This window comes from Streptomyces sp. NPDC040589 (genome assembly GCF_055594445.1).
Window position 1 is genome coordinate 597,916 of record NZ_JBVIWP010000001.1, and the last position, 18,517, is coordinate 616,432.

The following is an 18,517-nucleotide window of genomic DNA, read 5'->3' on the forward strand; positions in this document are numbered from 1 at the left end:
CCGGCCCTCGGCCTTCAGTAGCGGGGACAGGATTTGAACCTGCGACCTCTGGGTTATGAGCCCAGCGAGCTACCGAGCTGCTCCACCCCGCGTCGTTGAATGCAACGTTACGTGAACGCGGAGGCCGGATGCAAATCGCTTCACGACGAGGCCTGGCGGCGGGCCGGGCCGAGCACCTCGCAGCCCGGCCCAGCTCTACGCCGACAGCTCCTGGCGAAGCGCGTCCCGCAAGCGAGCCGCCCGCTCCGCCACAGACGCGGGCCCGAGAGACACCGCACGGTCGGCCCACCGCTGCCCCTCCGTCAGCTCGCCCCGACGCGCGTAGACCAGGGCGAGCCGCAACGCCGCCCGCCCGTGCCCCGCATCGGCGGCCCGCGTCCACCACACCACCGCCTCGGGATCGCTGCCCTCCCGGGCCAGCAGCAGCCCCAGATTGAACGCGCCGTTGCGGGACCCGGCCTCGGCCGCCTCCCGGTACCACCGAGCCGCCTCGACGACGTCACCCCGGGCCGCGGCGTGCATGCCGACCCGTACCTGCGCCCGCCGGTGCCCCTGCGAGGCCGCCCGCTCGTACCATTCCTCGCACTCGCTCCGCCGGTGCACCGGCTCCCCGAGCTCGTGCGCCGGCTCCGGCGGCCGGCGCGCGTCGAGCACGGTCGCCAGCCGGTACGCGGCCTCGGCGCTCCCGCCTCCGGCCGCGCACCGCAGGTGCCGTTCGGCCTCCTGGTCGTCGCCGTCCCGCAGCCGCGCCATGCCGACCTGCAGCGCGGCCTCCGTGTGCCCGGCGGCGGCGGCCCGCTCGTACCAGCGCAGCGCGGCCTGCTCCTCGCCCCGTCCGGCGTGGAGGATGCCCAGGTTGAAGGCGGCGTCCACGCTCCCGGCCTCCGCGGCCTTGGAGAACCACGGCTCCGCGCCCGTCTCGTCCCCGGCCCGCAGCAGCAGGATCGCCAGCGCGTTCGCGGCCTCCTGGTGCCCCGCGTAGGCAGCGCGCCGGTACCACTGCTCGGCGTGCGGGGTGCGCCCCTGCTCGGCGCAGAGCAGCCCGAGGTTGTACGCGCCGTTGACGTCGCCCGCGTCCATCGCGGCCCGGTACCACCGCTCGGCGGTCTGGGTCTCGCCCCGCTCGGCGTGCAGCGCGCCCAGCGCGTTCGCCGCGTTGCCGTCGCCCTCCTGAGCGGCCCGCAGCCACCACACGGCGGCGTTCTCGGTGTCGCCCGCGTCGCGCAGCAGGAATCCGAGCGCGCAGGCGGCCCGCGCCTCGCCGTCCTTGGCGGACGTCAGGTACCAGCGCCCGGCCTCCTTGAGCTCGCCGCGCTTCTCCAGGATCGTCCCGAGGTGCAGCGCGGCCCGCCGGTGGCCGCGCGCGGCGGCCTGCAGGTACCACTGCTCGGCCTCGTCCGGCACGGGTGCGCCGTCGTCGCCGGCCTCCCGCGCCGCCTTGCGGTCCAGCGCCCGCGCCAGCCGGTACGCCGCCTCCCGGTGCCCGCGCTCGGCCGCGGCCCGCATCCAGTGCTCGGCCCCGGCGTCGCCCCGGTGCTCCAACAGGTCGGCGAGGGCGTACGCGCCCAGGGTGTGGCCCTGTTCCGCGGACTGGCGCAGCCAGTACTCGGCGGCGGGTTCGTCGCCGCGCTCGCGGTGGTGCCGGCCGAGGGCGTGCGCGGCCGCCGTGGATCCGGCGACGGCGGCGATCCGCCACCATCCGGCGGCCTCGTCGGCGTATCCCCGCTGGTGGAGAAGGACTCCCAGGTTGTTGGCGGCCGCCCGGTCGCCCGCGGCGGTGGCGGCACGCAGATGAGGTTCGGCACCGTCGAGATCACCACGGCGCAGCAGCATGGCCCCGAGAACACTCATCGCCTCGACATCACCGGCCTCCGCGGCGAGCCGCTGACGCAGCTCCTCGGCCGCCTCGTCGGCGATTTCCCCGGTCTCGTCCGGGGTGTCGGTGTCCTCCCGGCTGGAAGGCTGCACAAAACGCCCTGTCTCGAACAGAGTTGCCTTGTCCCCCATAACGTCCATCGTCGCACCACCTGCAACCTGGGTACACCTGGTATACCGCAGCCATTGAGGTCACTACAGCGTTTTGTCGACATGCCCACAGAGAGACAAGTCAAACACAGATCTCCCAACTCCCCCCGGCGGCACGGCCGCAGCCCCCACCAGCACATGCGTTCACACATCACGAAGGCCCGGATTCCTTTGTGGAATCCGGGCCTTCGATGTCGCTCCGTCACTCGGACTTCGCGATTTCAGTAGCGGGGACAGGATTTGAACCTGCGACCTCTGGGTTATGAGCCCAGCGAGCTACCGAGCTGCTCCACCCCGCGCCGTTGTGTTCACAACCGTATCACGGCGCGGGGGGAGCATTTGACCAGGCCGGAGGCCTAGCTGCTCGGCTTCGAGCTCGGGCTGCCGCTCGGACTGGCGCTGGGGCTGCCGCCGGGCTTGCTCTCCCCGCCCCCGGCACCGCCGGCCTTGTCCGCCGCGGCCTGCGCCTCCTCAGCGCGCTGCAGGGCGTCCTCCAGGTCCTTCTGCGCCCGGCCGTACGCCTCCCAGTCGTTCTCCTTCAGGGCGTCCTGGCCCTCGGTGAACGCCTTCTGGGCGTCTTCCAGGGCCTGCTTGACCGTCGGGTCCTCGGACGTCGGTGGTGGTGGTGTCGTGTCGCCGTCGTCCGGTGGCTCAGGCGTGGCGCCCTCCGCCCCGAAGATCTTGTTGAGGGCCTCGTCGAGCGTGTTCTCGAAGGCCGTCTGGCCTCCGTAGGTGACCAGCACCTTGCGCAGCAGCGGGTACTTCAGTCCACCACCGCGTACGTAGACCGGCTCCACGTACAGCAGTCCTCCGTCGAGGGGCACCGTCAACAGGTTGCCGTACTCGACCTCGGAGTCGCCGCCTCTCAGGAGCCTGATGGACTCGGCGATGTCCTCTTGCGAGTTGAACTGGCTCTGGACCTGCTTGGGTCCGTTGACCGTGGTGTTGGTCGGCAGTTTCAGGATTCTGATCTTGCCGTAGTCGCTGGCGCCCGCCTCGGCGTCGACGGCCATGAACGCGCTGAGATTGTCCCGGCCGTTGGGCGTAAGGGTCGTCGTCAGCGAGAACGCCTGTGCCTTCTGGTCGGGCATCTTCATGCTCAGGTAGTACGGCGGCACCGCGTTGCCCGACCGGTTCGTCGGGTCGTCCGGCACCTGCCACACCTCGCTGCCGCTGAGGAACGTCGTCGCGTCCTTCACGTGGTAGCGCGTGAGCAGCTCCCGCTGGACCTTGAACAGGTCCTGGGGGTAGCGCAGATGATCCATCAGCGGCTTGGAGATCTCGCTCTTGGGCTTCACCGTGTCCGGGAAGGCCTTCATCCAGGTCTTCAGGACCGGGTCCTTGGTGTCCCACTGGAAGAGCTTGACCTCGCCGGTGTACGCGTCGACGGTCGCCTTCACCGAGTTGCGGATGTAGTTGACCTGGTTCTGCTGGGCCACCACCGCGCGGTTGTCGTTGGTGGCGGTCAGCGAGTCGGCCGTGGTGTCACCGAGGGTCGTACGCGAGGAGTACGGGTATCCGTTCGTCGTCGTGTAAGCGTCGACGATCCACTGGATACGGCCGTCCACGACCGCCGGGTAGGCGTCGCCGTCGATGGTCAGCCAGGGGGCGACCGCCTCGACGCGCTCCTTGGGCGTGCGGTTGTACAGGACGCGCGAACCCTCGCCGATGGCGCCGGAGTAGAGGATCTGCGGTTCGCCGAACGCCACCGCGTACGCGGCCCGGTTGACCGGGTTGGAGAGGTTGACCCCGCTGTCGCCCTTGTAGCTGGTGGTCTTCTCGCCGTTGTCGTCGGAGTAGTCGATCTCCTTCTGGGGACCGCCGACGATCGAGTACGTGGTGGTCTTCTCGCCGTAGTAGACCCGCTGTTCGTACGTACCGAGGTCGCCCTCGGAAGGCAGGTCGGACTCCGTGAAGTTCGGCCGGCCCTGGGCGTCGGCGCTGGTGCCCTCGGCCGCGACCGCTCCGTATCCGTGGGTGTAGCGGAAGTGGTTGTTGATCCAGTTCTTCTTCGGGATGCCCGCGAGGTTCAGCTCACGCAGGCCGATGACCGTGTCCTGGTCCTTGCCGTCCTTGGCGTAACGGTCCACATCCAGGTTGTTCGGGAACGCGTAGTAGTTCCTGATCTGCTGGAGCTGCTGGAACGTCGGCGAGACGATGTTCGGGTCCATGATCCGGATGCTCGCCGTGGAGTCGACGTCATCACGGAGCTTGGTCTTGTCCTCGGTCTTGCTGGTACCCGTGTAGTCGGTGACCTTGGTGCCGTCGATGCCGTAGGCCTTGCGCGTCGCCTCGAGGTTCTTCTCGACGTACGGCGCTTCCTTGGCCTGCTCGTTCGGCTGGACCTGGAACTTCTGCACGATCGCCGGGTACAGGCCGCCGATGAGGATCGCGGAGAGCACCATCAGGCCGAAGCCGATCACGGGCAGCTGCCAGGTGCGCCGCCACAGGGTGGCGAAGAACAGCAGCGCGCAGATGACGGCGATGCAGAACAGGATCGTCTTGGCCGGCAGATAGGCGTTGGCGTCGACGTACCTCAGGCCCGTCCAGTTGTCGGTCGCCCTGAAGTCGCTGGACTTGACCGCGAGTCCGTACCGGTCGAGCCAGTACGCGACCGCCTTCAGGGCCACGAAGACGCCGATGAGCACCGACAGGTGCCCGGTGGCCGCCGCCGTGGCGCGCGCGCCGGGGCTGGTGACGCGCAGCCCGCCGTACAGGTAGTGCGTGAGCGCGGCGGCGATCACGGACAGGATCGCCGCGGCGAAGCCGAAGCCGAGCAGGAACCGGTACCAGGGCAGGTCGAAGGCGTAGAACGAGACGTCCAGCTTGAACTGGGGGTCCTTCTCGCCGAACGGCACGCCGTTGACCCACATCAGCCAGGTACGCCACTGGCCGGACGCGGAGGCGCCGGCGATCAGGCCCACCAGGGCGGTGATCCCGAACAGCAGCCACTTCTTGTAGGGCGCGATGCCCATCCGGTAGCGGTCGAGGTTCTGCTGCTCCATCGACATGGCGCTCAGCGGTGGCCGCAGCCGGTGCGCCAGCCAGATGTTGAGGCCGACGGCGGCTGCCATGAGCAGGCCGAAGACGAAGAAGAGCCCGATCTTGGTCCACAGGGTCGTGGTGAAGACCGACGAGTAGTTCACCGACCGGTACCAGAGCCAGTCCGTCCAAAAGCCCGCGAACATGGTGAACGCCATGCCGAGGACGGCCAGGACGCCCAGCGTCATGAGCAGGGTGCGGACACGCCGGGACGGGCGGCCCACTCTCATCCGCGGCCCTGTCGGGCCTCCGCCGCGGTCCGGCATCTGGAAAGCCAAGGTGCGCACCTCGAAGTTCGCTGTTGATCCGTCAGGCCCGCGTCTTCACGGGCCGTGCGTGGCCCCCGGTGATCGTGGGCCCCACCTATGCAACTTACTCACCGTTTACTCGGTTCCCGATTCCGGCCAGGAACGAGGCAGGATTGTGACCATGTCCAACACTCCCATGGCTGCGAACCCGCTCACCCGGGCCGTTCTCGAGATCGACGAGTACGTCTCCGGCCTCGGCTGGGACCAGCCCGCCCGCCTTTTCGCCCTCGTCGACACCGCACGGCTGCGGGCCGAACAGCCCTCGCTCGCCGACCGGCTCGGTCTCGGGGACGAGTCGGAGAACTCCGGCCTCACCCCGATCGAGCAGGACGAGGTTCCAACGGGCAAGCCGCTCGACGAGTTCCTCGCCACCATCGCCTGGCCCGACGCGGTGGTCGGCTGCGCCCTCGCCGTGGAGCGTCTGATGCTGCCGCCGTCCGCGGAAGCCCAGGTTCCGCAGGGCCTGAGCCAGGCCGCGCTGACGAAGTGGGTGGCGGACCACCCGGACCGCCAGGAGGTCCGGATGACGGTCGCGGTCCTGCGCGACGGCGCCCGCGAGTCGGCCCTGCGCCTGCGCGAGAAGGACTCCGCCACGGAGGTCCTCACCGGCTCCGACCTGGTCCCGGGCCTGGCGGAGGCGCTGGCTGCGACGTTCGAGGAGGAGTAGAGCGGGAGCACCGTGGCGTGAGGGGGCTTGCCGGTCCCTTGGGACCCTCGGGCCCCACCGGTCCCGCAAGCCCCCTCAGCCGCGCCGGCCGCCTTGCTCCGACGCGTCCTCGGCCCCGCGGACTACTTGCCGCACTTCGGCAGGTCCGCCGTATCGCCGCTGCGGAGGTCCTTGAGGGCGCCGAGGGCGTCCTGGATGGTGTCCACCTTGATGAGGGTGAGGCCCTCGGGGGTGTCCTTGGCGGCTGCCGCGCAGTTGTCGGCGGGCGTCAGGAAGTACTGCGCGCCCTTGGCCCGGGCACCCACGGTCTTCATCTCGATGCCGCCGATCGGACCGACCTTGCCGGTGTCGTCGATCGTGCCGGTGCCGGCCACGAACTTGCCCCCGGTCAGATTGCCCGGCGTGAGCTTGTCGTAGATGCCGAGCGCGAACATCAGCCCGGCGCTCGGCCCGCCGACGTCGGCCAGCTTGATGTCGACGGTGAACGGGAACGTGTGGTCGGTCCCCGCGGAGATCCCCACGATGGCGCGCTTCTCGCCGTTGTCGTCCGAGGTCGTCGTGGTGATGGTGATGTCCTGCGTCTTCGTCGGCGTCCGCTTCTCCTTCTCGGCGGCGGTCTGCTCCTTGGCCGGCACGATCGTGAAGCGGACGTCCTGGCCCGGCTTGCGCTCGGTGACGAGCTTCGCGACGTCGGCCGGCTCCTTGACCGTCTTGCCGTCGACGGCTTTGATCACGTCCCCGGCGTGCAGCTTGCCCTCGGCCGGGGAGCCCTTGACGACCGTCGAGACGATCACCCACGACTTCACCGGAACGTCGAGTTCCTTCAGGGCGGCGACCTTGGCGCTCTCCTGGGACTGGCTGAACTCCTCGGCGTTCTCCTGGGTCGACTGCTCCTCGGTCTTGCCGTCCGGGTAGAGCGTCTCGCGCGGCACGACCTTGTTGTCGTGCGCGAGCCAGCCGTAGACGGCTTCGACCAGGTTCATCCGGTAGTCGGCGCTCGTGACCCGGACCGTGGTCATGTTCAGGTGGCCACTGGCCGCATAGGTCTTGCGCCCCGAGATCTGCAGCACCGGCTCGCCGTCATGATCGCCAAGTGTGTTCACCGTCGGCCCCGGGGACATCTCCGCGTACGGCACGGGGATGAACACTCCCGCGCACAGGAGCGCGATCAGCATCAGGGTGGAGGCGAGCATCGTCGCGGTGCGGCGTGGCATGACTCGACAGTACGGGACGGGCCTGTCAGCGCACCGTCAGGGCCGCCCGTCCGGGGCGGCCCTGTGGGCTATACCGTCTGTGACCTGCTGTTTCCGTGGCCTTCAGCTACCCGGCCCGGGCTTCTCCATGGCCTCGCGAAAGCGGGCGTATCCGGTGAGTTCCGGGCCGTCGCCGCGGGCCTTCCGAGTCCGGTTGGCCCAACTGCCCCAGAGCCCCGCGCCGATGGCAGCCACAAGCGGAATCAGCAACCAGGCGAGAGCCGCCATGCCGACCTCCAACCCCATTGAGCGTCCGCAACTGACTGATCAGCAGATTAACCATCCGCAGTGACAACGCTCACGCCAGGGGTGCGGTTACGCAACCGGAGGGCGGTTCCGGGGATCAGCAGGCGCCGACCCATTCCTCGGTGCCGTCGGAGAACTTCTGGTGCTTCCAGATGGGCACTTCGTGCTTCAGGTCGTCGATCAGCTTCCGGCAGGCCTCGAAGGCCTCTCCCCGATGCGGACAGGAGACGGCGACGACCACGGCGAGGTCTCCGACCCGGAGGTCCCCCACCCGGTGCACGGCCGCCAGCGCCCGCACGGGGAAGTCGGCGATGACCTTCTCGGCGACCCGCCGCATCTCGGCCTCGGCACTCGGGTGGCAGGAATACCCGAGCTCCGCGACGTCGGCGCCCCCGTCGTGGTTCCGGACGGTCCCCACGAAGAGCGCGGTGCCGCCGGCCGCGTCGTCCCCGACGGCCCGGAACACCTCGTCCAGGGAGAGGGCCGTGTCCCGGATCCCGATCAGCTTGATCGGATCCTGTGCTCCCTGCTCACCTGGGTGATCGCTCGTGGATGCCATGCCTCCATCGTGCCGCACGCGACTGACAACACGGAATAGACCTATCGACCGGCACGCGCGCGTAGGCGTTGGAGCCTCCTACAGGTGCGCTCAGGTGCGCTCCCACAGGTGGTCTCTCCACAGGGGGGCTCTCAGATCCGCCGCCGGGCCTTGCGGGCCCGTCGTACCACCGCGGCAGCACCCAGCAGCGCCACCGTCGCGCCCGCGGCGCCCGCGGCCGTCGCGTCCTTGCGGCCCAGTCGCCGCCCGGCCACCGTGTGCCGGCCGGAGACCTCCTCCAGGAGCTCCGCCAGCACCTCCTCGTTGGTGTACTGCGGGCGCCATCCGGAGTCGTGCAGCCGGCTCCCGCTCACCACCCATGGGTACATCGTGTACGCCAGGTCCCCCGCCGGAGACGGCGTGAGCCCGATCCGGTGCAGTCGCGCCGCCGCGCCCAGCGCGACCGCCGACGGCAGCTCCATCCGCCGGATGCCGCTGAGCTCCTCGACCTCCTCCTGCTCAAGCCACCCGTCGCAGCCGACGGCCAGTTCCCCGTCGACCTTCTCCAGGACGGCGTACTCGAGCGCGCTGCACAGGTCCTCGACATGGCAGAACTGCCACGCGGGCCTCGACCCGGCGACGACAAGCAGCCGAGGAGACTCGAAGTACCTGGTCAGCGCGGTATCCGTGCCTCCCACCAGCACGGCGGGCCGGACCACGGTGACGTTGAGCCCCGGGTGCGCCCGCGGGGCCCGCCGCGCCAGCCGCTCGATCTCCAGCAGGTCGCCGACGCCTGTCGCCTCCGCCGTGGCCCGCAGCTCGGCGTCCTCGGACAACGGCAGCTCGTTCTCCGGCAGCGCCCCGTAGACCATCGCCGAGGTGCACAGCACGACCCGGTGCACTCCGGCCGCGGCCGCCGCCGTCAGGACGGTCTGCGTCCCCCGTACGTTGTAGGCCGTCCGGGCGGCCGCGTCGGTCTCCAGGTCGAGATCCAGCGCCAGGTGCACCACGACGTCGGCGCCGCGCAGTTTCTCCGCGATGGCCGGATCCCGTACGTCCAGGATGTGCCACTGCGCCGCCGCGCACTCGCCACGCCGCTCGTCAATGGCGACGACCTGCTTGACCTCGTCGGACGCCGCGAGCTGCTCGGTGAGCAGCGCTCCGATGCCGTACGCGGCGCCGGTGACCGCGACGACGGGCCCGCGCGCCGCGGGACTCGCGGAACTGGTTGACTGGTTTCGCGCTGCGCGAACCTGCGGATCTGGGGAACTCACCGGGCGTCTCCAGCGGTTGTCTTCAGTACGAGCACGAGTGAAGCGTGCGTACCAGGTGGCATCCATCCTGCCGCAGGCCGTCAGTCGGCGAAGCACCGAGGCCCGATCCGCCCCGAGGTGTCTACGCTGGGTGGTGATGTCGGGCAGCCGTGCCGCCGGAAAGAACCGGCGGCCCTACAAGCCGAGGAATCCCGTGAGTGACACCCCATTCGGATTCGGCCTTCCGCCGGAGGAGCCGGACGACGGCGACGAGGGCAAGAAGAAGGACCAGCAGAGCGGTGGTGGTCAGGGACCGGCCAACCCGTTCGGTTTCGGCGGCCTGCCAGGAGCCGGAGGCTTTGGCGGCGGCCCTGGTGGCCCAGGTGCGGACAATCCGTTCGCTGCCATGTTCGGTTCCCTGAACCCCAACGACCTGGGCGCCGCGTTCCAGCAGCTGGGCCAGATGCTCTCCTACGAGGGCGGTCCGGTGAACTGGGACATGGCCAAGCAGATCGCCCGCCAGACGGTCTCCCAGGGCAGCCCTGACGGCACCAAGGACACGAGCGTCGGCCCCGCCGACCGCAAGTCCGTCGAGGAGGCCGTCCGCCTGGCCGATCTCTGGCTCGACGACGCCACGTCCCTGCCGTCCGGCGCCACCTCCGCGGTGGCCTGGAGCCGCGCGGAGTGGGTCGAGGCGACCCTGCCCGCGTGGAAGGAGCTCGTCGACCCGGTCGCCGAGCGCGTGGGCACCGCCATGGGCGACGTCCTGCCGGAGGAGATGCAGGCCATGGCCGGCCCGCTGATCGGCATGATGCGCTCGATGGGCGGCGCCATGTTCGGCACGCAGATCGGGCAGGCCGTCGGCGTGCTCGCGGGCGAGGTCGTCGGCTCGTCCGACATCGGCCTGCCGCTCGGCCCGGCCGGCAAGGCCGCGCTGCTGCCGGTGAACGTGGAGACGTTCGGCAAGGACCTGAGCGTCCCGCAGGAGGAGGTGCGGCTGTATCTCGCCCTGCGCGAGGCCGCCCACCAGCGCCTCTTCGCGCACGTGCCGTGGCTGCGCTCGCATCTGTTCGGCGCGGTCGACGGCTACGCCCGCGGGATCAAGGTCGACACGGCCAAGCTGGAGGACGTGGTCGGCCAGTTCGACCCGCAGAATCCCGAGCAGCTGCAGGAGGCCCTCCAGCAGGGCATGTTCCAGCCGGAGGACACGCCGGAGCAGAAGGCGGCCCTGGCGCGTCTGGAGACGGCTCTGGCGCTCGTGGAGGGCTGGGTGGACGCGGTGGTCCACGCCGCCGCGAAGCCCCGTCTGTCGTCCGCCGACGCCCTGCGCGAGACGCTGCGCCGCCGCCGCGCCTCGGGTGGTCCTGCCGAGCAGACGTTCGCCACGCTGATCGGTCTGGAGCTGCGCCCGCGCCGCCTGCGCGACGCCTCCCGTCTGTGGGCCTCGCTCACGGACGCGCGCGGTGTCGACGGCCGGGACGCCCTGTGGGCCCACCCGGACATGCTGCCGACGGCGACCGACCTGGACGACCCGGACGGCTTCGTGCACCGCGAGCAGATCGACTTCTCCGAGCTGGACAAGATGCTCGGCGAGGCGGCGGGAAAGCCCGATCTGAAGAAGAAGGCTGAGGCCGAGGCCGAGGCTGAGGCCGACAGCGAAGGCGAGGACAAGAACAAGGGCGACGACGCCGGGTGAGCCTGTACGACGACGCGGTCCTCGTGCTGAAGGGGTACGAGGACCAGCCCGAGTTGCGCCAGGCCTACCTCGACCACCTGGCGGATCACCCTGACGGCCTGTGGAAGGCGTGCCACGCCGGCCACATCACGGCGAGTGCCCTGGTGATCGACCCCGAGGGCGGCCGGGTACTGCTGACGCTGCACAGGAAGCTGCAGATGTGGCTTCAGATGGGCGGTCACTGTGAACCGGGCGACTCCTCCCTGGCCGCCGCGGCCCTGCGGGAGGCGACGGAGGAGTCCGGCGTCTTTGGGCTCTCGCTGCTGCCGGGCGGCCCGGTCCGCCTCGACCGGCATCCGATCCCGCCACCGTGCAACTGCCATTTCGACGTCCAGTACGCGGTCGTGGCACCACCGGACGCCGCGCACGAGGTCAGCGACGAGTCGCTCGACGTGCGCTGGTTCGGGTACGACGAGGTCGCGGACGTGGCCGACGAGTCGGTGGTACGCCTGCTGGAGGCGACCCGCGCGAGGCTGTGAGCTCACAGCCGACCGAGGGGGCGACCGCCATGAGTGGGGTCGCCCCCTCAGGGGCGCGGGGAACTGCGCAACCAGCCACACACGGCCCGCAGCCGACAACCGGCCCGTAGCCCCCTGGAGCCCGCCGGCCGAACCCGCGGAGCACTCAGCTCCAGACGTTGCCCTGGTTCTGCCCGCGTGCCCCCTGCTGGCCCATGCCGTACTGCGCGGAGAGACCCGAGCCGACCTGGGCGTTCTGCGGCGGCAGCAGCTCGCTGGGCTGAACGAGCGCGTAACCGGTGCCCATGAAGCTGAGCTCCCAGCCCTCGCCCGTGTCGCCGCGGCGCCGCCACACCCCGGAGGAGTGCGTCTGGGCCTGCATCTGCACGCGCAGGCTGGTCGACCAGGCGACGATCGCGTCGGCGTCGCAGTTGACGTACTTGTCGGGGGTCACCTGCATCAGCAGCGGCATGCCCGAGGTCATCAGGGCGATCTTGCCCCGGCCGGTGATGTTGAGCTGGTACTTCCCGGAGCCGGAGATGCCGTACAGGCTGTCGACGGCGATGACCTCGTGGTGCAGGGAGGAGTCCATCGCCAGCACGTAGCTGCTGTCGACGGTGAGGCCGTCCTGCTCCACCTCCATGACGTGGACGTGCTGCTTGAGGTTGGCGAGGTAGACCGTGCCCTGCCCGTGGCAGCGCATCAGGTCGAGTCCCTCACCGGTGTGCGCACGCGCGCGTGACTGGTCGTTGCCCTGGTACTCGGCGTCGAACTCGACGAGGCCCTGGTAGGCGACCATGGTGCCCTTGCGGGCCAGGATGTCGTCGTGGCCCTCCAGGGTCACGCGCAGCATCTGCTTGTTCTGCAGGCTCCAGCGGTCCTGGGTCTGCTGCTCGTTGTAGGCGAAAATCGGGCTCTGCATGGCGTGTTGCTCCCCCTCAGCCCCGGACCCGGAGGCGGTCGGTGCTGTCCTCGCTGGGCTGGACGACGACGATGCCCTGACCGGAGAAGGCCATCTGGTAGGCCTCGCCGCTGCCGCGGCCGATCAGCGACTGGGCCCTGAAGCTGCGCTTGCCCTTGACCTTGAGGTTCGGGGACCAGGCGACGAGCGCGTCGGGGTCGACGTACGTCTCGTCCTCGCCGCCTCCGCAGTCGACGACGATCGGCTTGCCCCGGGAGGTCAGCGCGACCCAGCCCTGCCCGGAGATCTTGGTGTTCCACAGGCCCTGCCCGGCGAACTTCGCCAGGCCCTTAACCCGCTCGACGCCCCACGTGAGGTGGGCGTCGAAGGCGAGCAGGTTGGTGGCGTTGACGGAGATGCCGTCGCCGTTGAGGTTGATGACGACGACGTTCGCTCCGTAGTCGGAAAGGTAGAGCAGGCCGTCGCCGGAGCACTTCATCAGGGGCGCGCCCTCGCCGGTCATCCAGTCCTTGGCGATCTGGCGCACGGCCGGCGGGTTGGGCTCGTACTGGACGAACCCTTCGTAGGCGACCATCGACCCCACGCGCGCGAGGAGGTCGTTCCCGGTCTGCATGGCGACCTTCAGCATGTGATTGCCGTGGTTCTCCATGCGGGCTGTGACGGGTGCGGGGGCGTGGCCCGCGAGCTGCTGTGTCATGACGGGCTCCCTCAGACCTCGTACGGCTGGACGACGATGAAGTTGCCGGGCGCTCCCCGGAACTGGAGGTTCACGCTCTCGCCGGTGTCACCCGGGTAGGCGTTGCGACGCATCCGCACCTGGCTGGAGACGACGACCTGGGCCGCAGCCGACCAGGCGACCACGGCGTTGCAGTCGGCGAAAGTGGTGGGCGTGACCGGCAGCACCACGGGTGTGCCGTGCGTCTTCACGACGATGGTGCCGCTCCCCTGGAACTGCATCGTGAACAGCGCGCCTCCGGGGATGCCGTGTCCCTCGATGCGGCGGACCTCGTAGGTGAGGCTCTCGTCGAACGCGAGGACGTTCTCGGCGGAGACGCAGACGGCGTCGCCCTGGAGCTCGATGGGGTGCAGCATGGTCGAGTTCTCGGCGAGGAACACCTGCCCCTGGCCCGTACAGCGCATCAGCTGCATCTCCTGGCCGGTCGCGTTGCCCACGATCCGGCCGGCGAAGCCGGCGCCCTTGTAGCTGAAGTCGACCTTGCCCTGGTAGAGCACCATGCTGCCCTGCCGGGCCAGTACGGGCTGTCCGCCGACGCCGAGGTCGACACGGACGAGCTTCTTGTTCTGCTGCGTCCAGCGCTGCCCTGTGGGCGTCTCCTTGAACTGCTGGAGCGCGGCGGACACACCGGCGCCCTGGGGAGCGGCGGCCTGCGGGGCAGCACCCTGCTGCGGGGCACCGTAGGGCGCCTGCCCGAACGGCGGCTGCTGGCCGTAGCCAGGGGGCGGGGTGGGCTGGCCGTAACCAGGGGGCGGGGCCGGGGCTTGGGGTGCCTGAGGTGCCTGAGGTGCCTGAGGTGCCTGGGGCTGGCCGTAGCCGGGAGGCAGCGGGGCCGTCTGGCCGGGGACCTGGCCGTACGGCGGCGGCTGCTGGCCCGGCTGGCCGTAGGGCGCGGGTGCCGGGGCCGGGGGTGGTACCGGGGAACCGCCGGGCGGGGTGTTCATGGGCGCGACGATGGTCGGGGCGCCATGCACTCCGGGTGCCGGTGCCGGAGGCGGCGCGAAGCCCTGCGCGGCGGGCTGAGGAGCGGGCGGCGGCGCGGGAGCGGGGGCCGGAGGCGCTGCCGGTGCGGGGGCAGGGGCCGGTTCCGGAGTGCCGGGGACACCGAACGCGGGCGGGGCGAAGCCAGGGGCGGCGCCGGCCTGCGGCTGCTGCGGGGCGGGCTCGGGCGCTTCCTCCTCGGCCACCTCGCCGCCGAAGTTCTTCAGCAGCGCGTCGAGGCCGCCGTCGAAGCCCTGTCCGACGGCGGCGAACCGCCAGACGTCCTTGAGGTAGAAGTCGCCCAGCATCACAGCCCGTTCGGTGGAGAACTCCGAGCCGTTGAAGGAGTAGCGGGCTACCTCCTCGCCGCCCGCGACGATGCGGATGTACCCGGGGGCGATCTGCGACATCTGGCCGGCGCCGTCGATCGTCGCCGTGAAGGACAGCTTCTGGATCTGCGACGGGATCCGGTCGAGCGTCACCCGGAAGGACTCCGTATCGCCCGCCTGGGCGCCCAGGAGCTGAAGGGATTCCTCGGGGGACTTCGGCTGGTTGAAGAAGACGAAGTAGCGGTCGTCCGAGAGCCGTTCGTCGGCGTCGAGGCCGAAGCAGCTGATGTCGAAGCTCAGTCCGGGGCCGGAGATCTGCACGCCTACGTACAGATCCGTGCCCGCGGTGAGGTCACTGATCCTGGCCTTGTGGCCGCGTTGGAATTCCCTGGCCATGCGTAACGACCGTCCCCCATCCAGAACGTGATTGCGTCGCGCCAGGCTAACGGCAAACTCTGACACCGGACGAAGTCGGTACAGACCCGGTACACAACCCCCGCGCAGCCGTATCGGCTGCTCGCTCACGCAAAGCGCTCACTCACCCCGTGGGGCGTTCACCTCGGGCGCCGGGCACGTGCGGCAACCGCTCGGCGGCGACCACGCCTTCGAGGTAGCCCCGGGCCCGCTCCGTCCGCGGATAGGCCTCCAGCAGCTCCCAGAAGCGGGATCCGTGTCCGGGGACGAGCAGATGGGCGAGTTCGTGGACGAGGACGTAGTCGACGACGTACTCGGGCATGCCCTGGAGGCGGTGCGACAGGCGGATGCTGCCCTCGGACGGGGTGCAGGATCCCCAGCGCGTGTTCTGGTTGGTCACCCAGCGCACCGAAGCGGGCCGGGCCCGCCCGCCGAAGTACTGGTCCGAAAGACGCCGGGCCCGCTCGGCCAGCTCGGTGTCGCCGAGGGTCCGCTTGCTCTCCTGGGCGGCCAGCTTGTCGAGCATGACGGTCACCCAGCGCTGCTCCTCCGCCTCGGACATCCGGGCGGGGATGAGCACAACGGTGCGATCGCCCTCGCGGTACGCGGAGACCGTTCGGCGTCGGCGGGTGCTTCTGCGGACTTCGATCGCGCTCGCCCTCGAGCCGCTCGGCGGCTGGCTCGTCGTGCTGCGCTGTGGCTTTCCGGCGCGGTGCAGTGGGTCGGCGGGCACGCCCCGACGTTACCCGCTGCACACGGGGAAGTCCCGGCTCCGGGACGGTTCGGTGCCGATGCCCCCACCGGCCGCCGGATTTGTACGACGAATACCCGTGCCTGTGGACAACTTTCGGCAGCCGACGGCGGGTTTGGGCATGCTGGCTCTTGTCGGCGAAGCGATGGGCGGGTTCGGCCCGGGACCAGGGCCGGGCCTGCGAGCCAGTCTCGGGCTGCTCCGCGCACTCGACCGGCACACGGGGACGATCTATGACATACGGGGGACTGTCATGCATCCGATGGTGAAACCCGCGCTCAGGCGTGGCTGGCGCGACCTCAATACGGTGCAGTTCGGGATGACACCGGCGCATGCGATGACTCTCGGCCCGATGGACCTGGCGACGGGCAGTTTCCTCGACCTGCTGAACGGCACGCGGGGGCTGGAGCTGCTGCGCGAGGAGGGACGCCGTATGGATCTGCCCGACGGTCATGTCGACGGGCTGGTGGGACGGCTCGCGCGGGCCGGTCTTCTGGACGACGCGCGGGGCGGCGGACCGGCCGCCGACGCCCTGCGCCGGAAGAAGGAGGTCCTCGACCGGCTGCGCCCCGACCTGGCCTCCCTGTCCTTGACCACCTCCGCTCCCGGCGACGCGATCAGCCAGCTGGCCGCCCGGCGCGCGCAACGCGTTCAGGTGCGGGGTGCGGGCCGGGTCGGCGCCGTGCTGGCCTCGCTGCTGGCGGGGGCCGGCGTCGGCGAGGTCGATGTGCGCGACCTCGGACGGGTGGAACCGTGGGACGTCGCGCCGGGCGGGCTGCCCGCCGATGCCGTCGGCGACCGCCGCGACGAGGCGGCCCGACGTGCCGCGCGCCGGGCGGCCCCGGACCGGCCGCCGCGCCCCGCGACAGCACAGACGACCCCGGAGGACGGCGACCCCGGTTTCTCGCTGGTGATCGTCGCCCCGCGGGACGATGTGGCCGTGTACGCGCCGGACCCGTCCGCCGCCGAGTCGCTGATGTCCGCCGGGACACCCCATCTGTACGCCGGTGTCGTGGAGGGGACCGGCATGGTCGGCCCTCTCGTCCTGCCCGGGGAGACGGGCTGCGCGGGCTGTCTGCACAACAGCCGCACCGACCGGGATCCGACCTGGCCGCGCCTGGTCGCCCAGTGGCGCTCCGGCAGGCAGCGGCAGGTGCGGCCCTGCGATCTGGCACTCGCCACGACCGTGGCCGGACTGGCGGCCGCCCACGCGCTCGCTTTCCTCGACGGCCGGGTGCCGTCGAGCGCCGGGGCACGCTGGGAGGTGTCCGTCCCCGGTCTCCACTGGCATGCTCGGCCGATCTGGGCCCATCCGGCATGCCCGTGCGCTGCGGCGGAGAGGGGAAAGGGGGAGCGCCTCTCGGAGGAAGGGGGGTCACACGAGACAATGGCGGTGCAACGGCCGTCGGAGCAGTGCCGTGAGGCAGAGGCGGAGCGGCCGGCTGGGACTTGGAGGGCGCATGTCTGATCTTCCCCGGAAGGCGGTCACCCGGACCGCCAAGCTCGCCGCACTCCCGCTCGGCATCGCCGGGCGGGCGACCTGGGGATTCGGCAAGCGGATCGTCGGCGAGTCCGCGGATCTGGTCGGCCGCGAGCTCCAACAGCGCACGGCGGAGCAGCTGTTCAAGGTGCTCGGCGAGCTCAAGGGCGGCGCGATGAAGTTCGGCCAGGCCCTGTCCGTCTTCGAATCGGCCCTGCCGGAGGAGGTGGCCGGCCCGTACCGGGCGGCACTGACGAAGCTCCAGGAGGCGGCGCCCCCGATGCCGACGCGCACCGTGCACGCGGTGCTCGAGGAGCGGCTCGGCGAGGGCTGGCAGGAGCTGTTCCTGGAGTTCGAGGACAAGCCCGCCGCGGCGGCCTCGATCGGCCAGGTACACCGAGGGGTGTGGCACGACGGCCGTGAGGTGGCGGTCAAGGTGCAGTACCCGGGTGCCGGCGAGGCCCTGCTGTCCGATCTGAACCAGCTGAGCCGCTTCTCCCGTCTGCTCGGTCCGCTGATCCCCGGGATGGACATCAAGCCGCTGATCACGGAGCTGAAGGACCGCGTCTCGGAGGAACTGGACTACGGCCTCGAGGCCCAGGCCCAGCAGGCCCACGCGGAGGAGTTCACAAACGACCCGGACGTCGTCGTACCGCAGGTGGTGCACCAGTCCGACCAGGTCCTGGTCACCGAGTGGATCGACGGCATCCCGATGTCGGAGATCATCGCGGACGGCACCCAGGAGCAGCGTGACCGCGCCGGCCAGCTCCTGGCCCGTTTCCTGTTCTCCGGCCCCGCCCGCACCGGCCTGCTGCACGCCGATCCGCACCCGGGCAACTTCCGGCTTCTGCCCGGCGGCCCGGAGGGCGAGGACGACTGGCGCCTGGGTGTCCTGGACTTCGGCACGGTCGACCGCCTTCCGGGTGGTCTGCCGGCCACCATCGGCGAGTCCCTGCGGATGACCCTCGACGGGGAGGCCGAGGCGGTCTACGAGCTTCTCTGCGCGGAGGGGTTCGTCAAGGAGACCATAGAGCTCGATCCCGACGCGGTCCTGGACTACCTGCTGCCGATCATCGAGCCGGCCCAGGTCGAGGAGTTCGCCTTCACCCGCGGCTGGATGCGCAGCCAGGCGGCCCGCGTGGCCGACCCCCGCTCCCCCGCCTACCAGCTCGCCAAGCAGCTCAACCTGCCCCCTGCATATCTGCTGATCCACCGGGTGACCCTGAGCACGATCGGGGTGCTGTGCCAGCTGGGGGCGGCGGTGCGTCTGCGCGAGGAGTTGGAGGAGTGGCTGCCGGGGTTCGTCCCGGAGGACCCGGCGGACGGCGAGGAGGCGGCGGTGGAGGCGTGAGCCCCGGCGGGGTCCCACAGGTGATCCG

Annotated in this window: 14 protein-coding genes and 2 tRNA genes; 5 read left to right on the top strand and 11 right to left on the bottom strand. The window is 70.6% G+C overall.

Annotated elements, in window-relative coordinates; translation table 11 throughout:
* Positions 1–18: 18 nt before the first annotated feature.
* The 4 genes from ACZ58V_RS02680 to ACZ58V_RS02695 all read right to left on the bottom strand — a co-directional run bounded on the left by ACZ58V_RS02680 (position 19) and on the right by ACZ58V_RS02695 (position 5,333).
* Positions 19–92, bottom strand: a tRNA-Met gene (locus tag ACZ58V_RS02680).
* A gap of 103 nt (positions 93–195) precedes the next feature.
* On the bottom strand, positions 196–2,016 hold the full coding sequence (locus ACZ58V_RS02685) for a tetratricopeptide repeat protein (RefSeq protein WP_471287990.1): 1,821 nt from the start codon (positions 2,014–2,016) through the stop codon (positions 196–198).
* A gap of 234 nt (positions 2,017–2,250) precedes the next feature.
* Positions 2,251–2,324, bottom strand: a tRNA-Met gene (locus ACZ58V_RS02690).
* A gap of 57 nt (positions 2,325–2,381) precedes the next feature.
* Entirely contained in the window at positions 2,382–5,333 is a 2,952-nt protein-coding gene (locus ACZ58V_RS02695; protein WP_471288726.1) for a UPF0182 family membrane protein, read from the bottom strand.
* Between the two features lie 163 nt (positions 5,334–5,496).
* Here ACZ58V_RS02695 and ACZ58V_RS02700 point away from each other — a divergent pair, with 163 nt between their 5' ends.
* Positions 5,497–6,042, top strand: coding sequence for a PPA1309 family protein (locus ACZ58V_RS02700; protein WP_468187891.1), 546 nt, complete (start codon positions 5,497–5,499; stop codon positions 6,040–6,042).
* Between the two features lie 122 nt (positions 6,043–6,164).
* Here the strand turns inward: ACZ58V_RS02700 and ACZ58V_RS02705 are convergent, their stop codons facing one another.
* From ACZ58V_RS02705 to ACZ58V_RS02715, 3 genes are all read right to left on the bottom strand, one after another.
* Positions 6,165–7,256, bottom strand: a complete 1,092-nt coding sequence (locus ACZ58V_RS02705; RefSeq protein WP_471287992.1) for a YlbL family protein — start codon at positions 7,254–7,256, stop codon at positions 6,165–6,167.
* A gap of 382 nt (positions 7,257–7,638) precedes the next feature.
* A complete protein-coding gene (locus ACZ58V_RS02710; RefSeq protein WP_471287993.1) occupies positions 7,639–8,100 on the bottom strand; it encodes a molybdenum cofactor biosynthesis protein MoaE in 462 nt (153 codons plus the stop codon).
* A gap of 131 nt (positions 8,101–8,231) precedes the next feature.
* Complete coding sequence (locus ACZ58V_RS02715) at positions 8,232–9,353, bottom strand: SDR family oxidoreductase (RefSeq protein WP_468187885.1); 1,122 nt, start codon at positions 9,351–9,353, stop codon at positions 8,232–8,234.
* 193 nt (positions 9,354–9,546) lie between these two features.
* Between ACZ58V_RS02715 and ACZ58V_RS02720 the strand changes: the two genes are divergently transcribed.
* Both ACZ58V_RS02720 and ACZ58V_RS02725 read left to right on the top strand, forming a co-directional pair.
* On the top strand, positions 9,547–11,028 hold the full coding sequence (locus ACZ58V_RS02720) for a zinc-dependent metalloprotease (RefSeq protein WP_471287994.1): 1,482 nt from the start codon (positions 9,547–9,549) through the stop codon (positions 11,026–11,028).
* A complete protein-coding gene (locus ACZ58V_RS02725) occupies positions 11,025–11,546 on the top strand; it encodes an NUDIX hydrolase (RefSeq protein ID WP_468187882.1) in 522 nt (173 codons plus the stop codon). Before ACZ58V_RS02720 ends, ACZ58V_RS02725 begins: the two co-directional genes overlap by 4 nt.
* Before the next feature lie 145 nt (positions 11,547–11,691).
* Here the strand turns inward: ACZ58V_RS02725 and ACZ58V_RS02730 are convergent, their stop codons facing one another.
* The 4 genes from ACZ58V_RS02730 to ACZ58V_RS02745 all read right to left on the bottom strand — a co-directional run bounded on the left by ACZ58V_RS02730 (position 11,692) and on the right by ACZ58V_RS02745 (position 15,640).
* Entirely contained in the window at positions 11,692–12,447 is a 756-nt protein-coding gene (locus tag ACZ58V_RS02730; RefSeq protein ID WP_468187880.1) for an AIM24 family protein, read from the bottom strand.
* Positions 12,448–12,463: 16 nt separating this feature from the next.
* Entirely contained in the window at positions 12,464–13,144 is a 681-nt protein-coding gene (locus tag ACZ58V_RS02735) for an AIM24 family protein (protein ID WP_020275068.1), read from the bottom strand.
* Between the two features lie 11 nt (positions 13,145–13,155).
* The gene (locus ACZ58V_RS02740; protein WP_471287995.1) at positions 13,156–14,889 is read right to left on the bottom strand and encodes a TerD family protein; all 1,734 of its coding nucleotides are present in this window, start codon (positions 14,887–14,889) and stop codon (positions 13,156–13,158) included.
* A gap of 142 nt (positions 14,890–15,031) precedes the next feature.
* Positions 15,032–15,640 (bottom strand): M48 metallopeptidase family protein, encoded by a 609-nt coding sequence (locus ACZ58V_RS02745; RefSeq protein WP_468187876.1) that lies wholly within the window; start codon positions 15,638–15,640, stop codon positions 15,032–15,034.
* Between the two features lie 271 nt (positions 15,641–15,911).
* On the opposite strand from ACZ58V_RS02745, the gene ACZ58V_RS02750 reads away from it, so the two are divergent.
* Both ACZ58V_RS02750 and ACZ58V_RS02755 read left to right on the top strand, forming a co-directional pair.
* Entirely contained in the window at positions 15,912–17,126 is a 1,215-nt protein-coding gene (locus ACZ58V_RS02750) for a ThiF family adenylyltransferase (protein WP_471287996.1), read from the top strand.
* Entirely contained in the window at positions 17,119–18,489 is a 1,371-nt protein-coding gene (locus tag ACZ58V_RS02755) for an ABC1 kinase family protein (RefSeq protein WP_471287998.1), read from the top strand. The genes ACZ58V_RS02750 and ACZ58V_RS02755 overlap by 8 nt, the downstream gene beginning before the upstream one ends.
* The last annotated feature ends 28 nt before the right edge of the window (positions 18,490–18,517 follow it).

Coding starts and splice junctions, on each gene's coding strand:
- ACZ58V_RS02705 (WP_471287992.1), bottom strand. CDS start 7,256: ATGCCACGCCGCACCGCGACGATGCTCGCCTCCACCCTGATGCTGATC.
- ACZ58V_RS02740 (WP_471287995.1), bottom strand. CDS start 14,889: ATGGCCAGGGAATTCCAACGCGGCCACAAGGCCAGGATCAGTGACCTC.
- ACZ58V_RS02755 (WP_471287998.1), top strand. CDS start 17,119: ATGTCTGATCTTCCCCGGAAGGCGGTCACCCGGACCGCCAAGCTCGCC.
- ACZ58V_RS02735 (WP_020275068.1), bottom strand. CDS start 13,144: ATGACACAGCAGCTCGCGGGCCACGCCCCCGCACCCGTCACAGCCCGC.
- ACZ58V_RS02730 (WP_468187880.1), bottom strand. CDS start 12,447: ATGCAGAGCCCGATTTTCGCCTACAACGAGCAGCAGACCCAGGACCGC.
- ACZ58V_RS02710 (WP_471287993.1), bottom strand. CDS start 8,100: ATGGCATCCACGAGCGATCACCCAGGTGAGCAGGGAGCACAGGATCCG.
- ACZ58V_RS02700 (WP_468187891.1), top strand. CDS start 5,497: ATGTCCAACACTCCCATGGCTGCGAACCCGCTCACCCGGGCCGTTCTC.
- ACZ58V_RS02685 (WP_471287990.1), bottom strand. CDS start 2,016: ATGGACGTTATGGGGGACAAGGCAACTCTGTTCGAGACAGGGCGTTTT.
- ACZ58V_RS02695 (WP_471288726.1), bottom strand. CDS start 5,333: ATGCCGGACCGCGGCGGAGGCCCGACAGGGCCGCGGATGAGAGTGGGC.
- ACZ58V_RS02750 (WP_471287996.1), top strand. CDS start 15,912: ATGCATCCGATGGTGAAACCCGCGCTCAGGCGTGGCTGGCGCGACCTC.